The organism is Pseudomonas sp. McL0111, assembly GCF_052567255.1.
On sequence record NZ_CP199585.1, the window covers coordinates 886,292 to 900,367 of the forward strand.

Here is a 14,076-nt window from a genome sequence, read left to right on the forward strand (position 1 = left end):
AGAATCACATGAACGCACAACCTCTGCGCGTCGGCATCGGTGGCCCGGTCGGGTCCGGCAAAACCGCGTTGACCCTGGCCCTGTGCCTGGCGCTGCGCGAGCGCTACAACCTGGCCGTGGTCACCAACGACATCTACACCCGCGAAGACGCTGACTTTCTGGTGCGCAACGAAGCGTTGGCGCCGGAACGCATCATTGGCGTGGAAACCGGTGGCTGCCCGCACACGGCGATCCGCGAAGACGCCTCGATCAACCTCGAAGCGGTGGATCAATTAAATCGGCGTTTCCCAGGGCTGGATCTGATTCTGGTGGAGTCCGGTGGCGACAACCTCTCGGCGACCTTCAGCCCGGAACTATCCGACCTGACCATCTACGTGATCGACGTTTCCGCTGGCGACAAGCTGCCACGCAAGGGCGGGCCGGGGATCTGCAAATCCGATCTGTTGGTGATCAACAAGATCGACCTCGCGCCGCTGGTCGGTGCCTCGCTGGAAATGATGGATAGCGACACCAAGCGCATGCGCAACGGCAAGCCCTTCGTGTTCAGCAACCAGAAAACCGGCCAGGGCCTTGAAGAAATCATCGCCTTCATCGAACGCCAGGGCTTGCTCAACGCAGCCTGACTTATTGACCAACAAGGAAGCTTATCCATGACACTCAAACGCATTTTTGGCGCTCTCGCGCTGCTCCTGACTCCGGCACTGGCCTTCGCGCACCCGGGGCATGGCGACAGTGGCCTGGTGGCAGGTATCAGCCACCCGATTGGCGGTCTCGACCACTTGCTGGCGATGGTCGCCGTTGGCCTGTGGGCCGCGCAGCAAAAAGGTGCCGCGCGCTGGGCGCTGCCATGCACGTTTGTCGGCACCATGTTGATCGGCGGCATGCTCGGCTTTGAAGGGCTGCAATTGCCGGCGCTGGAGAGCGGGATCGCGGCATCGGTATTGGCGCTGGGTCTGGCGGTAGCGCTGGCGGTGCGTCCGCCGCTGGTGATGGCGGTGGCGGCGACCGCGCTGTTTGCGCTGTTCCATGGCGTGGCGCATGGTCTGGAATTGCCAGACATGTCGAGCCCTTGGGCGTATGCCGCAGGGTTCGTGATGGCGACTGCTGCGCTGCATGCGGCGGGTTATGGCGTGGTGCGCGTGTTGCCTCAGGCAGCGGCGCCGCTGGTGCGTCTGGCGGGTGCAGCGTCGGCAGTGACTGGCGCGTGGTTGCTCGCCGGTTGATCTCGATTGTTCAGACTTGCCCCTTCGCGAGCAAGCTCGCTCCCACATTGGAATGTACCCTCCTGCAAGAGTGAACTTGCTCCCACATTGGAATGTACCCTCCTGCAAGAGTGAACTTGCTCCCACATTGGAATGTACCCTCCTGCAAGAGTGAACTTGCTCCCACATTGGAATGCACCCTCCTGCAAGAGTGAACTTGCTCCCACATTGGAATGCACCCTCTTGCAAGAGTGAACTTGCTCCCACATTGGAATGCATACTTCTGTGGGAGCGAGCTTGCTCGCGAAGGCGTCTGATCAGACTCCGCGTCTCTCAAGCCATCCTCTCTGCTACCATGTCGCGCAATCGCCCCAGCCGTGACGACGTCCGCCCATGCCCCATGCTTCTCGCTCCAAATCCCTGCCTGAATTGACCGCCCTGTTCGGCGAAGTGCAACAGCACTTTGTGAACGTGATCGTGCCGCTCTGGCAAGGCCCGGGCTGGAATGCCGACATGGCGCTGCCCTACGAGGCGCTCGACGCCGCGCACCAACCATTGCCACCGCAACGCTATCGGGCGATGGCCTGCGCACGGCAGTTGTATCTGTTCTCCAGCCTGATCGGGGTTGTGGATAACGCCGAAGTCCGCGCCGCTGCACTGTTCCGCTCGTTGCAACGGCACTTCCACGATGCGGAGCACGGCGGCTGGTTTTACAGCATCGATCCGCAGGGCAAACCGCTGGATCAGCGCAAGGATCTCTACACCCACGCTTTCATCCTGTTCGCCTGTGCCCATTACTGGGAAAAGTCCGGCGAACCGCTGGTGGAATCGACCCTCAACGCGGCTTTCGAAGTTATCGCTCGACGCTTCGCCACTGGCGACGGTCTCTACGAATCCTGCCTTGAGCGCGACTGGGCAACGTTGCAAACCGGCCCGCTGCAAAACCCGTTGATGCATCTGGCCGAAGCGTTGCTCGCGACGCTTTCAGTGCGTCCAGACGCCACGGTGCAGCAAGCGCTCAGCGACTTATGCACAGCCATGCACAAACGCTTCGTCGATCCGCAGCACGGCGTGTTGATGGAGAAACCGCTGGGCGCTGTGGATAACTGGTATGAGCCGGGGCATCAGTTCGAATGGTATTTCTTGCTCGAATCGTCGCCATTGTTGCGCGGTTCGAAGCTGCATGCGGCGCTGGATCGCGCGTTTGAGTTCACCGAGCAGTTCGGCGTGGAACAGCCATCCGGCGCGGTGCGAGCGATGCTGGATCTGCAACTGGACAGACGCCCGAAAGATTCGACCCAACGCATCTGGGCTCAGGCTGAATACCTGCGAGCGCTGACTTTGCGCGCCGACAGCGAAACCGTGGTGCTGCGCCAGTTGCAGGCGTTGCAGCAGCGCTTCCTGCACGCAGGTGGCTGGTATGAATGCCGGGATGAAGCGGGTGAAGTAAGCCGCAAGGATATGCCGTCGACCACGCCTTATCATCTTGCGACCTGCTACAGCGGCCTGGCCGAATATCTGCGCTGACTGCTTGAACTCGTGACGAGGGGATTTATCCCCGTTGGGTTGCGCAGCAGCCCCGCTTTTTGGGGTCGCTTCGCGGCCCAACGGGGATAAATCCCCTCGCCACAAAATCACCTCGCCACAGATTCAAAGTTGAATCAGGCAATCCACTTCTTGTCCCCGGTAAAGCTGATCGTCAGCCAGCGCGCCGCATCAGGTTTACCGAGTTTCAGAGAAATCTCCTCGCGCAACGCGTCCAGCTGCCCGATGTTTTCCAGCCGGTAATCCACCGGCAACACCACATGAATCTCGATAAACCGTGCCCGCCCATGCTTCTGCACATAGGACACGTAGTCGTCGAAACCATGCTCGACCTTCGCCGCCTCCATCACCTGGCGCACTTGATCATCGAGCTTGTCCGGAGCAATCCCCAGTACATCACGCAGCGCCGGGCGCAGAATCTTGAACGCTGGCGGCAACATGGTCAGCGCCAGCACGATCAGGATCAACGGATCGACATAAGCCGCCCACTGATCAAAGCCCTGGGCCTTGAGCAACAGCGCCGCAAGGAAACTTATCAACAGACCGACCGACAGCATCGCGTCCACCAGCCAACTGATGTTGTCGAACTGGATCAGGCTGGACTTGAGCTTGCGATTGCGCCGCCGCACGTAGAAGAAGTAAGCGAACTCGACGACGGTAAACACCGCCGCATAAATGATCACCAGTCCCAGCTCGATCTCGCGACCGCCGTTGATGATGCCGAACACACCGTTGAGAAACGCATAGATGGCGATCAGCAGCAGGAAACTGCCTTCGATCAACAGCACCATCGGCTCCAGATGCCAGAAACCGAACTGAAAGCGCTGATTGCTTTCCTTGGCGATCAGCTTGGCAGTGATCAGCATCAGGACTTTGATGAAAGTTGCGATCAGCGAGAAAAAACCATCGAACAGGATGGATTGCGAACCAGAAATAAAACCGGTGACGATCCCGGCGATCGACACCGCGAACATCAGAATGGTTGATTGTTTGAGCAGCGACTGCTCACCTCGGTTACTCACTTTGACTCCTCGAAAAACCCGAAAACCGCAGGGCACGGTGGGGTTGTTGAGAGAGGAGTTTACCTTATAGCCCTGTTTTGGCCGATTTGACCTAATCGCCAGCAGGCTGGCTCCCACAGTCGAACTCATTCCAATGTGGGAGCCAGCCTGCTGGCGATTAGCTTCAGCGCGGTGTCAGGCCTTGTTACGCTCGATGGCAAACCCGGCCCAGGTCTGGCTCACCGGCATCAGTTCCAGACTGTTGATGTTGATGTGCGCCGGCGCATTCATCACCCAGAAGATGGTGTCAGCAATGTCCTGCGGCTGGATCGGCTCGGCGCCCGCGTAAGTAGCGTCATAGCGTGCCTGATCACCGGCAAAGCGCACCAGCGAGAACTCGCTTTCACACAGGCCCGGTTCGATGTTGCTGACCCGCACGCCGGTGCCCTGCAAATCGCAGCGCAGGTTCAGCGAGAATTGTTTGACGAAGGCCTTGGTCGCACCATAGATGTGGCTGCCCGGGTATGGATAGTTACCAGCGATGGAACCCAGGTTGACGATGCCGGCGCCACGGCCATGGGCGATCAGCCGTGGCAGCAGCAGGCGAGTGGCGTACATCAGGCCTTTGACGTTGGTGTCGACCATGGTGTCCCAGTCGTCGAGGTCGCATTTCGGCGCAGGATCGACGCCCAGCGCCAGCCCGGCATTGTTGATCAGGCCCCGCAGCTTGGCGAAGGATGGCGGCAGATTGTCAATCGCCTCTTCCATCGCCTTGCGATCACGCACATCGAGCACCAGGCCGTGCACTTCGGTCTGCTTCGACAGCTCGGCGCACAGCGCATTGAGGCGTTCTTCACGACGACCGGTCAGCACCAGTTTCCAGCCAGCCTCGGCAAAACGACGGGCACAGGCTTCACCAAAACCGGATGTAGCGCCGGTGATAAACAGGGTGTTGGACATCGTGTTCTCCTTGCTTCGGCCGCAGGGGCAGCCCTTGGAATGGACAGTCAGCAGGCAGCATGCCCGGCCCGGCATTCACGGGCAACTCCCTTGAGCTGTACAAAAATCGACCAACTGTACCAACACCATAGCCACCGTGGCCTGTAGCCATGTGCGCGCATGTTATCCACAGTCCCTTCCACAGTTTCCGGGGGCAAGTGGAAAAGCGCAAAGCCGCGCCACACAAGGCTTTGCGGGCGAAATAGAAAGTTTTTTGCTTGACCCTGAACTGGCACATGTGCGGGACAAGGCATTTTGCACGACCGGGCGGTCACCACAGTGATTGCGCGAGGCCAGCAATTACGGCGCTTAGCGCAGTCTTTCCAGAGTTTAATCACAGACTTATCCACAGGCTTGATGACTGGAAATCGCCTGCTTCAGACAGCCCAGAAAAAGGTTGACAACTATGTCTGTCGCTCCTGCGAAAACGCCTGATCAAAAAATAATCACACCGCTACAAGCCACGGTTTAAAAGGCCTCCAGCCAGCTACTCCCACGTTATTCACAGCCAGCTCCACAGCAAACGGGGACAAGTCAAAACTGTGGAAAAACAGCCATTTGCAGCGTCTATATGTCGCGCTTTGACAGGTTGGTGAATTTGTTTTCCACAATTCTGAAAATTGCACAGATCCATGTAGGAGTGAGCCTGCTCGCGATTGCGGTTGTTCATTCAACTCTGAAGCTGACTGATACAACGCGATCGCGAGCAGGCTCACTCCCACAAGGAATTTAGCTCAGCCCTGAATGTAAAAAAGCCCCGGGACTCGCGTCACCGGGGCTCAATGTATCTGTGGAAAACTCAGTGCCCGCCCAGATAAGCGTTACGCACCTCCTCGTTCACCAGCAACTCCTTGCCGGTACCGGTCAGGCGAATTTCACCGTTGACCATCACATACGCCCGGTCAGACAGTTTCAGCGCATGGTTGGCGTTCTGCTCGACCAGAAAAATGGTCATGCCGGTTTTCGCCAGTTCACGCAGGGTCGCGAAGATCTGTTTCACCACGATCGGCGCCAGGCCCAGGCTCGGTTCATCGAGCAGCAACAGCTTGGGCCGGCTCATCAGCGCCCGGGCGATAGCGAGCATCTGCTGTTCGCCACCGGACATGGTCATCGCCCGCTGGGTGCGCCGCTCTTCGAGCCGCGGAAACAGCTCGAACATGCGCTGCATGTCTTCCTTGGCGTACTTGTCGCCAATCGGGATGGTGCCCATCAGCAGGTTTTCCTCGACGGTCATGTCGGGGAATACCCGCCGCCCTTCAGGCGACTGCGCAATGCCGTTGGAGGCGATGTAGTGCGAAGACTTCTGGGTGATATCCACACCCTGATAGAGAATCTGCCCGCTCGCCGCCCGTGGCTGACCGAAAATCGACATCAGCAATGTCGACTTGCCGGCACCGTTGGAGCCGATCAGGCTGACGGTTTCACCTTCGTTGATCTGCAGTGAAACACCCTTGAGGGCCTGAATCGGCCCGTAGAACACGTCCAGATCCTTCAATTCGAGGATGGGTTGGCTCATAGCACCACTTCCTCTTCATCCGCGCCCAGATAGGCGGCAATCACTTTTGGATCGTGCCGGATAGCTTCAGGGCCACCCTCGGCGATGACGATGCCGTGGTCCAGCACCACGATGTGGTCGGAAATGCTCATTACCATGCCCATGTCGTGTTCGATCAGCACCACGGTCAGATCGTGTTCGTCGCGCAGCAGACGGATCATCGCGCTCAGCGCTTCGGTTTCCTGAGGGTTGAGGCCGGCAGCCGGCTCGTCGAGGCAGATGATCTGCGGCCGCGTGCACATGGCCCGGGCAATCTCCAGACGCCGTTGCTGGCCGTAAGACAGTTCACCGGCGAGCCGGTTGGCGCAGTCCACCAGATCGACCACTTCGAGCCAGTAGAACGCGCAGTCCAGCGCATCGCTTTCAGCCTTGCGGTAACCCTTGGTATTGAGGATGCCGGCGAGCATGTTGCGGTTGACCCACATGTGCTGGGCCACCAGCAGGTTTTCCAGCACCGACATTTCCTTGAACAGGCGAATGTTCTGGAAGGTACGGGCCAGACCTGCACGGTTTACCAAATGCGTGCCACCGAACATTTTGTAGTACAGACGGCTGAGGAAGCTTTTCGGCGAGACGAAATCGGTCGGTTTGAACGATTCGCCGAGCAACTGGATGACGTTGGTCTGCTGCCCGCGCACATTGAGTTCAATCTTGCCGCCCGAGGCTTTGTAGAAGCCGGTCAGGCAGTTGAACACCGTGGTCTTGCCGGCGCCGTTAGGGCCGATCAGGGCGAAGATCGAGTTGCGTTTGACGTTGAGGCTGACATCGCTCAGCGCCTTGATCCCGCCAAAATGCATCATCAACTTTTCAACAGAGAGTACGACTTCACTCATGGCGCAGTCCTCTCATAGTGAATGGCACCTTTGCGTGGTTTGACCCCGGTGCGGCTGATGCGGATCAGCCCTCGTGGTCGCCAGATCATCATCAACACCATGAGGATGCCGAACAGCAGCACGCGATATTCGGCGAAGCCGCGCAGCAGTTCCGGGGCGACAGTCAGCACAAACGCCGCAATCACAACGCCGATGGTCGAACCCATGCCGCCGAGTACAACGATGGCGAGAATCAGCGCCGACTCGAAGAAGGTGAACGAGGTCGGGTTGACGAAGCCTTGATAAGTGGCGAAAAACACCCCGGCCAGACCCGCTGTGGACGCACCGATGGTGAACGCCGACAGCTTGACCAATACGTGATTGAGGCCCATCGAGCGGCAGGCGATTTCATCTTCACGCAAGGCTTCCCAGGCGCGACCAACCGGCATCTTCACCAGACGATGCTTGATGTACAGCACGGCCAGCACCACCAGGAACAACACCGCGTAGATGAAGTAATACTTCACGTCCGGGTTATAGGCGATGCCAAAGAACTCGTGAAACGGCACCCCGCCATCCTTCGCCCGCTTGCCGAACTCCAGACCGAAGAACGTCGGCAGTGGCGCTGGCATGCCGTTCGGGCCACCGGTCAAGGACAGCCAGTTGTTGAGGATCAACCGGATGATTTCACCGAAGCCGAGGGTCACGATGGCCAGATAGTCACCGTGCAGGCGCAGCACCGGGAACCCGAGGATGCACCCGGCCAATCCGGCCGTGATCGCCGCCAGCGGCAGTACCGTCCAGAAGCCCAGCCCGAGGTATTGATAACCGAGCGCCAGACCGTAGGCACCGATGGCGTAGAACGCCACGTAACCAAGGTCGAGAAGGCCGGCCAGACCGACCACGATGTTCAGACCCAACCCCAACAGCACGTAAATCAACCCGAGGATGACCACGCCCAGCAGGTAGGAGTTGGAAAAGAACGGCACCGCGATTGCCAGCACAATCAGCAGCGGGATGATCCAGCGCAGGCTTGATTTGTGATCGGCGGGCAGCACATGCACGCCGGAACCGGTGCTCTCGAATCCGTCGAGAATCTTCAGGCCACGTGGCGTTTGCAGGAACAGGCTGAGTAAAAACCGGCCAATCATGACGATGCCGATGATCCACGCCACGCGGGTCGGTTGAAGGTTGAAGCTGTAACCCTCAAGCACGACGCCGACAATCGGGCCGAAGACGATCAGGGCAATCAGGCCGGCAAGGATCGACTCAACCAGGCTTTTTTTGACATCAATGGTTTTTTTGGTGGTTGAAGACATCGTTTACACCTTCGACACAAGAGGACGGCCCAGCAGGCCCTGAGGCCGGAAGACCAGAACAAGTACGAGCAGCGAGAAGCTGAACACGTCTTTGTAGTCGGAGTTGACCAGGCCCGAGAACAGCGACTCGGAGATCCCGAGGATGATCCCGCCAAGCATCGCCCCAGGCAGGGAGCCGATGCCGCCGAGCACCGCAGCGGTGAACGCCTTGATGCCGATGACGAAGCCTGCGTAGAAGTCGAACGTGCCGTAGTTCATGGTGATCAGCACGCCGGCCAGCGCTGCCATGGCTGCACCGATGATGAACACATAGGAAATCACCCGGTCGGTGTTGATCCCGAGGATCGAGGCCATCTTGCGGTCTTGCTGGGTAGCGCGGCACATGCGGCCGAGCTTGGTGTACTTGATCACGTAGGTCAGCAGGCCCATGCCGAGGAATGCGGCGACCAGAATGAAGATCTTGGTGTAGGTGAGCTGGACGAAACCGGTACCGATATCGATGCGCCAGGCACCGGTGAGCAGCGTTGGAACACCCTGTTGGCGGGCGCCCTGGCTGATCTGGGCATAGTTTTGCAGAATCAGGGAGATACCGATGGCGCTGATCAGCGGAGCCAGTCGGGTGGAGTTGCGCAGTGGTCGGTAAGCGATGCGTTCGATGACCCAGCCATACACCCCGGTGACGATGATGGTGAAGACCAGCGTGCCGAGCATCAACAGCGGGAAGGATTCAATACCGAAGTAAGCCAGCAGAGCCAGACTGATTGCCGCGAGGTAAGCGGAAATCATGTAAACCTCGCCGTGGGCGAAGTTGATCATGCCGATGATGCCATAGACCATTGTGTAGCCGATGGCGATCAGGCCATAGACCGACCCGAGAGTCAGACCATTGACCAGTTGCTGCAGGAAAATACCATCCATAACGCAATCTCACGCAATGAGAGCCTGCACACCGCAGGGCATGCGGCTCTTCTAAGGAAAATACAGATTTACGTCGGAGCAATGTCAGCCACGATCAGAAAGGCCCGCCACGATCCCTGTGGGAGCTGGCTTGCCAGCGATAGCGGTAGATCATTCAACAAAGTTGTCGATTGTCCGGCCGTCATCGCGGGCAAGCCCGCTCCCACAGGGATATGTAGCGTTCAACTGATCGCGTCAGCCCTTACTTCTGTTTTTCCAGCTGGTGGTATTTGCCGGTCGCGTCCCACTGGTAAACCACGTAGTCGGAGACTTTCAGGTCGCCTTTGGCGTCCCAGGTCTTCTCGCCCATCACGGTTTTAACCGGGTTGGCTTTCAGCCATTTGGCAGCGTCTTCGCCCTTGTTCGACTTGGCGCCGTTGAAGCCGGCAGCCAGGGCCTGGATCGAAGCGTAGGCGTACAGGGTGTAGCCTTCAGGCTCGGTGCCAGCCTTGCGGAATGCGTCCACTACAGTCTTGCTTTCCGGCAGCAGGCGCGGGTCGGCGCCGAAGGTCATCAGCACGCCGTCGACGTATTGCGGGCCACCAGCGGTGGTCACCAGTTCGTCGGTCACGATGCCGTCATCGGACATGAATTTCACGTCTTTCAGGCCTTCGGTACGCAGTTGTTTAACCAGTGGACCGGCTTCCGGGTGCAGGCCGCCGAAGTAGACCACGTCGGCACCTGCCGCACGGATTTTGGTGACCAGAGCGCTGAAGTCTTTCTCGCCACGGGTCAGACCTTCGTAGATCACCGGGGTCACGCCACGCTTGATCAACTGGGCCTTGGTTGCATCCGCCAGGCCTTGGCCGTAGGTGTCCTTGTCGTGGATGACCGCGACTTTCTTGCCCTTGAGCACGTCGACGATGTAGTCGCCGGCCACAATGCCTTGCTGGTCGTCACGTCCGCACATACGGAACATTGCGCTCAGACCGCGCTCGGTGACCTGCGGATTGGTCGAACCCGGGGTGATCGCGATGATCCCGGCTTCGTCGTAGATTTCCGACGCTGGAATGGTGGAAGAAGAGCAGAAGTGACCGACCACGCCGGCAACTTTCTGGTTGGTGAGGTCCTTGGCAACCGTCACCGCCTGTTTCGGTTCGCAGGCGTCATCGCCCTTGACCAGTACGATTTTTTCCCCGTTGACGCCGCCTGCCGCGTTGACCGCATCAGCCGCTGCCTGTGCACCCTTCATGTACTGCTCGCCAAATGCCGCGTTGGCGCCAGTCATTGGACCCGCTACACCGATTTTGACATCAGCCTGAGCAAACGCAGAAACACCCAACGCAGCAGCTACTGCGAGGGCCAGAAAGCCTTTCTTGTAAAACGTCTGGGACATGAGGTGGTGCTCCAAGGTTTTTTTTAGTTGGCACTGCGACTTCATTTCACTGAGTGCTCAGAGCAAGCGCCGTGCCATCGGTTTTTTATTCTTCAAAAAGTCGCTGCCTTGTTGTTATTTCGACTGTTTCGATCCCATTTTTATTGGGCGTGCAACCGTCTAAACCGCGGAAGGTGAAACCGTTTATTTTTTCAGGCGCAACCCGCTTGCGCCATCATTGCAACCGCGGCACCAAACGACGTGCAACCAGCCTGTAACAGCCCGCGTCACCGAACTGCACACTGCTGGTGCGGGACTGCTACAACCCGCACCATTACAGGCTAGTCGCTGCATCGAAAAGCGTCGCCTCCGGCAACATATTTCAACACTCAGATGACGATCCGCAGGCACTGGCCCGCGTGATACAGCGAGAACCCGGCCTCGTACAGGCAACTGCGCAAGCCCACGCCCGCCAGGGGCTGCATCGGTGCAAGCGGAATCGGCAAAGCCTGAGGATCGCCGTTACACAGATAGTCGGCGAAGGCTTTGCCGACCACGGTGCCAGTGGTCACGCCGCGCCCGTTGTAGCCGGTGACGGCCACTATTCCGGGGGCCGGTTCGAACAGCCGCATCAGGTGATCGGGGGTAAAAGCAATGCGCCCGGTCCAGGTGCATTCCCATTCGACGGGTTTCAGATTGGGGAAGTAATGCTGCTGCACCCGGTCAGCCCAGGCCTTGAGAAACCACACCGGTTTCTGATTGCCGTTGCCGAGACTGCCCAGCAACAGCCGACCTTCTTTATCGCGACGGATGCTGCTGAGCACTTGCCGGGTATCCCACGAGCCCTGCCCGCCCGGCAGAATTTCCTGCGCAGCGTCTTCGGTCAGCGGCACCGAGGCGACCTGATAGTAATAACCCGGGAAGAAGTTGCGTTTGAGTTCGGTCCAGTCGCCTTCGGTGTAGGCGTTCGACGCGATGACCACTTTCTCGGCGAGCACTGCACCGTGCTCGGTCTGCACCGACCATTGCTGGCCCTGGCGTTCCAGTCGGGTGACCGGGGAATGGTCGAACATCTGCCCGCCGAGCGCTTTGACCGCATTGGCCAGCCCGGTGGTGTAGGCCATCGGATTGAGCGTTCCGGCGCGGCGATCAAGCAACGCAGCAGCGATCTTTTGCGTGCCGGTGGCTTGTTCGCAAGCCTTGCCGGTCAGTAGCTCGACCGGCGCACCGCGGCGTTTCCATTGTTCTTCGCGACTGCGCAGATCGGCCTTGCCCTTGGCGTTGTGCGCCATATGCAGCGTGCCTTCGCGGCGCAACTGGCAATCGATCTTGTACTTGTCCACAAGGCTGAACACCAGCGCCGGCGCCGCCCCGAGCATGCGATTGAGCTGACTGCCGACCGCTTCGCCGAATCCGGCTTCGATCTCGTCGGGCGGAATCCACATCCCGGCGTTCACCAGCCCGACGTTGCGCCCGGAACCGCCGTGCCCAGCTCGATGAGCCTCCAGCACGCAGACGCTTTTACCCTGTTCCAGCAAATGCGCCGCCGCCGACAACCCGGTGAACCCGGCGCCGATCACGCAGACATCAACTTTGACCTCGCCCCTGAGCGCCGCGTTATCGGGCCTTTGCGGCGTCAGTTTTTCCCACAGACATTCTTCGCGTAACGGCATTGCCAGACTCCAACAGAAACCTAACAAACACACAGTTCAAAGCAGGAGAGCTCTTGTGGCGAGGGGATTTATCCCCGTCGGGTCGCGCAGCGGCCCTGAAAACCTCAACAGCGACGACTGCTGCGCAGCCGAACGGGGATAAATCCCCTCACCACAAAAGCCCGCTCCAACATGGGTTCTCCATCGACGATGGGATCAGTCGAACGTAATACCCTGGGCCAACGGCAGTTCCAGCGAGTAGTTCACCGTATTGGTCTGCCGACGCATGTATCCACGCCACGCATCGGAGCCCGACTCACGGCCGCCGCCAGTCTCTTTCTCGCCACCAAACGCGCCGCCGATCTCTGCGCCGCTCGGGCCGATGTTGACGTTGGCGATGCCACAGTCACTGCCGATTGCCGACATGAACTGCTCGGCCTCGCGCACGTCAGTGGTGAAGATGCACGACGACAGGCCTTGCGGTACCGCGTTGTTCAACCGCAGCGCTTCCTGGAAGTCGCTGTAACCGACCACGTACAGAATCGGTGCGAATGTCTCGCTGCACACCACGTCGCTCTGTTCAGGCATTTCAACGATGGCCGGCGAAACGTAGTAGGCGTTAGGGAATTGATCTTCGAGTTGACGCTTGCCACCGAACACCCGGCCGCCCTCGCTCAATGCCTGCTCCAGCGCATCCTGCATGTTTTCGAAGCTGTGCTTGTCGATCAGTGGACCGACCAGATTGCCTTCCAGCGGATGGCCGATACGCACTTTCGCGTAGGCAGCCTTGAGGCGAGTGACGATCTCTTCCTTCACCGACTCATGCGCAATCAGCCGACGCAGCGTGGTGCAACGCTGACCGGCAGTGCCGACGGCGCTGAACAGAATGGCGCGTACCGCCATGTCCAGATCGGCGCTTGGGCCGAGGATCATCGCGTTGTTACCGCCCAGTTCGAGAATGCTGCGGGCAAAACGTGCGGCGACTTTCGGTGCCACTTCGCGACCCATACGGGTGCTGCCAGTGGCACTGATCAACGCCACACGCGGGTCATCGACCAGTGCTTCGCCAGCGTCGCGGCCGCCGATAATCACTTGGCAAAGGTTTGCCGGAGCATCGGTGAAGTTCTTCACCACGCGATCAAACAATGCCTGACAGGCCAGCGCGGTCAGCGGGGTTTTCTCCGACGGTTTCCACACCACCGGGTTGCCGCAGACCAGCGCCAGCGTGGTGTTCCATGCCCACACCGCCACCGGAAAGTTGAAGGCGCTGATCACGCCGACCACGCCCAGCGGGTGCCAGGTTTCACGCATGTGGTGACCCGGACGCTCGGAGGCGATGGTCAAACCGTACAGTTGACGGGAAAGACCGACGGCGAAGTCGCAGATATCGATCATCTCCTGCACTTCACCGAGACCTTCCTGCGTGATCTTGCCGGCCTCCCAGGAAACCAGTTCACCGAGATCGGTCTTGTACTCGCGCAGCACTTCACCAAACTGACGCACCAGCTCGCCGCGACGCGGGGCCGGTACTTTGCGCCATTGTTCGAACGCATGATCTGCGCGACTGATGTGTTGCTCGACTTCGGCCGGGCCTTCCCAGTTCACGGCGGCAATGCGGCTGCCATCGATGGGCGAATGCACCGGCACTTTGCCGTTCTGATAAAGGGCCGGGTTCACACCAAGACGATCAAGCAATGCGGCAACCATGGGTCACTCCTC

Annotated in this window: 12 protein-coding genes; 3 read left to right on the forward strand and 9 right to left on the reverse strand. The window is 59.2% G+C overall.

Annotated features, from left to right (window positions below):
• The first annotated feature begins 8 nt into the window (after positions 1-8).
• From ureG to ACTWLJ_RS04095, 3 genes are all read left to right on the forward strand, one after another.
• Entirely contained in the window at positions 9-623 is a 615-nt protein-coding gene (gene ureG, locus ACTWLJ_RS04085; RefSeq protein WP_401214745.1) for an urease accessory protein UreG, read from the forward strand.
• A gap of 27 nt (positions 624-650) precedes the next feature.
• Complete coding sequence (locus ACTWLJ_RS04090) at positions 651-1,223, forward strand: HupE/UreJ family protein (protein WP_445179961.1); 573 nt, start codon at positions 651-653, stop codon at positions 1,221-1,223.
• Between the two features lie 372 nt (positions 1,224-1,595).
• A complete protein-coding gene (locus ACTWLJ_RS04095; RefSeq protein ID WP_445179962.1) occupies positions 1,596-2,729 on the forward strand; it encodes an AGE family epimerase/isomerase in 1,134 nt (377 codons plus the stop codon).
• 134 nt (positions 2,730-2,863) lie between these two features.
• Here ACTWLJ_RS04095 and ACTWLJ_RS04100 read toward each other — a convergent pair whose 3' ends face one another.
• From ACTWLJ_RS04100 to amaB, 9 genes are all read right to left on the reverse strand, one after another.
• Entirely contained in the window at positions 2,864-3,769 is a 906-nt protein-coding gene (locus tag ACTWLJ_RS04100; protein ID WP_445179963.1) for a cation diffusion facilitator family transporter, read from the reverse strand.
• Between the two features lie 174 nt (positions 3,770-3,943).
• A complete protein-coding gene (locus ACTWLJ_RS04105; RefSeq protein ID WP_401214733.1) occupies positions 3,944-4,708 on the reverse strand; it encodes an SDR family oxidoreductase in 765 nt (254 codons plus the stop codon).
• A gap of 838 nt (positions 4,709-5,546) precedes the next feature.
• The gene (locus ACTWLJ_RS04110) at positions 5,547-6,263 is read right to left on the reverse strand and encodes an ABC transporter ATP-binding protein (protein WP_401214731.1); all 717 of its coding nucleotides are present in this window, start codon (positions 6,261-6,263) and stop codon (positions 5,547-5,549) included.
• Complete coding sequence (locus tag ACTWLJ_RS04115; RefSeq protein WP_445179964.1) at positions 6,260-7,135, reverse strand: ATP-binding cassette domain-containing protein; 876 nt, start codon at positions 7,133-7,135, stop codon at positions 6,260-6,262. The genes ACTWLJ_RS04110 and ACTWLJ_RS04115 overlap by 4 nt, the downstream gene beginning before the upstream one ends.
• Positions 7,132-8,433, reverse strand: coding sequence for a high-affinity branched-chain amino acid ABC transporter permease LivM (gene livM / locus ACTWLJ_RS04120; protein ID WP_401214727.1), 1,302 nt, complete (start codon positions 8,431-8,433; stop codon positions 7,132-7,134). The genes ACTWLJ_RS04115 and livM overlap by 4 nt, the downstream gene beginning before the upstream one ends.
• Before the next feature lie 3 nt (positions 8,434-8,436).
• Complete coding sequence (locus ACTWLJ_RS04125) at positions 8,437-9,351, reverse strand: ABC transporter permease subunit (protein ID WP_401214725.1); 915 nt, start codon at positions 9,349-9,351, stop codon at positions 8,437-8,439.
• A gap of 241 nt (positions 9,352-9,592) precedes the next feature.
• Positions 9,593-10,726: a branched-chain amino acid ABC transporter substrate-binding protein gene (locus ACTWLJ_RS04130; RefSeq protein ID WP_401214723.1), complete on the reverse strand. Its 1,134-nt coding sequence runs from the start codon at positions 10,724-10,726 to the stop codon at positions 9,593-9,595.
• A gap of 368 nt (positions 10,727-11,094) precedes the next feature.
• The gene (amaA, locus tag ACTWLJ_RS04135) at positions 11,095-12,378 is read right to left on the reverse strand and encodes an L-pipecolate oxidase (RefSeq protein ID WP_445179965.1); all 1,284 of its coding nucleotides are present in this window, start codon (positions 12,376-12,378) and stop codon (positions 11,095-11,097) included.
• A gap of 195 nt (positions 12,379-12,573) precedes the next feature.
• Positions 12,574-14,064: an L-piperidine-6-carboxylate dehydrogenase gene (gene amaB / locus ACTWLJ_RS04140; protein ID WP_445179966.1), complete on the reverse strand. Its 1,491-nt coding sequence runs from the start codon at positions 14,062-14,064 to the stop codon at positions 12,574-12,576.
• Positions 14,065-14,076 lie beyond the last annotated feature (12 nt).

Excerpts from the sequence above, each read along its gene's own strand:
- ACTWLJ_RS04115 (WP_445179964.1), bottom strand. The coding sequence starts at position 7,135 with ATGAGTGAAGTCGTACTCTCTGTTGAAAAGTTGATGATGCATTTTGGC.
- amaA (WP_445179965.1), bottom strand. The coding sequence starts at position 12,378 with ATGCCGTTACGCGAAGAATGTCTGTGGGAAAAACTGACGCCGCAAAGG.
- ACTWLJ_RS04095 (WP_445179962.1), top strand. The coding sequence starts at position 1,596 with ATGCCCCATGCTTCTCGCTCCAAATCCCTGCCTGAATTGACCGCCCTG.
- livM (WP_401214727.1), bottom strand. The coding sequence starts at position 8,433 with ATGTCTTCAACCACCAAAAAAACCATTGATGTCAAAAAAAGCCTGGTT.
- amaB (WP_445179966.1), bottom strand. The coding sequence starts at position 14,064 with ATGGTTGCCGCATTGCTTGATCGTCTTGGTGTGAACCCGGCCCTTTAT.
- ACTWLJ_RS04110 (WP_401214731.1), bottom strand. The coding sequence starts at position 6,263 with ATGAGCCAACCCATCCTCGAATTGAAGGATCTGGACGTGTTCTACGGG.
- ACTWLJ_RS04090 (WP_445179961.1), top strand. The coding sequence starts at position 651 with ATGACACTCAAACGCATTTTTGGCGCTCTCGCGCTGCTCCTGACTCCG.
- ACTWLJ_RS04105 (WP_401214733.1), bottom strand. The coding sequence starts at position 4,708 with ATGTCCAACACCCTGTTTATCACCGGCGCTACATCCGGTTTTGGTGAA.
- ACTWLJ_RS04130 (WP_401214723.1), bottom strand. The coding sequence starts at position 10,726 with ATGTCCCAGACGTTTTACAAGAAAGGCTTTCTGGCCCTCGCAGTAGCT.
- ureG (WP_401214745.1), top strand. The coding sequence starts at position 9 with ATGAACGCACAACCTCTGCGCGTCGGCATCGGTGGCCCGGTCGGGTCC.
- ACTWLJ_RS04125 (WP_401214725.1), bottom strand. The coding sequence starts at position 9,351 with ATGGATGGTATTTTCCTGCAGCAACTGGTCAATGGTCTGACTCTCGGG.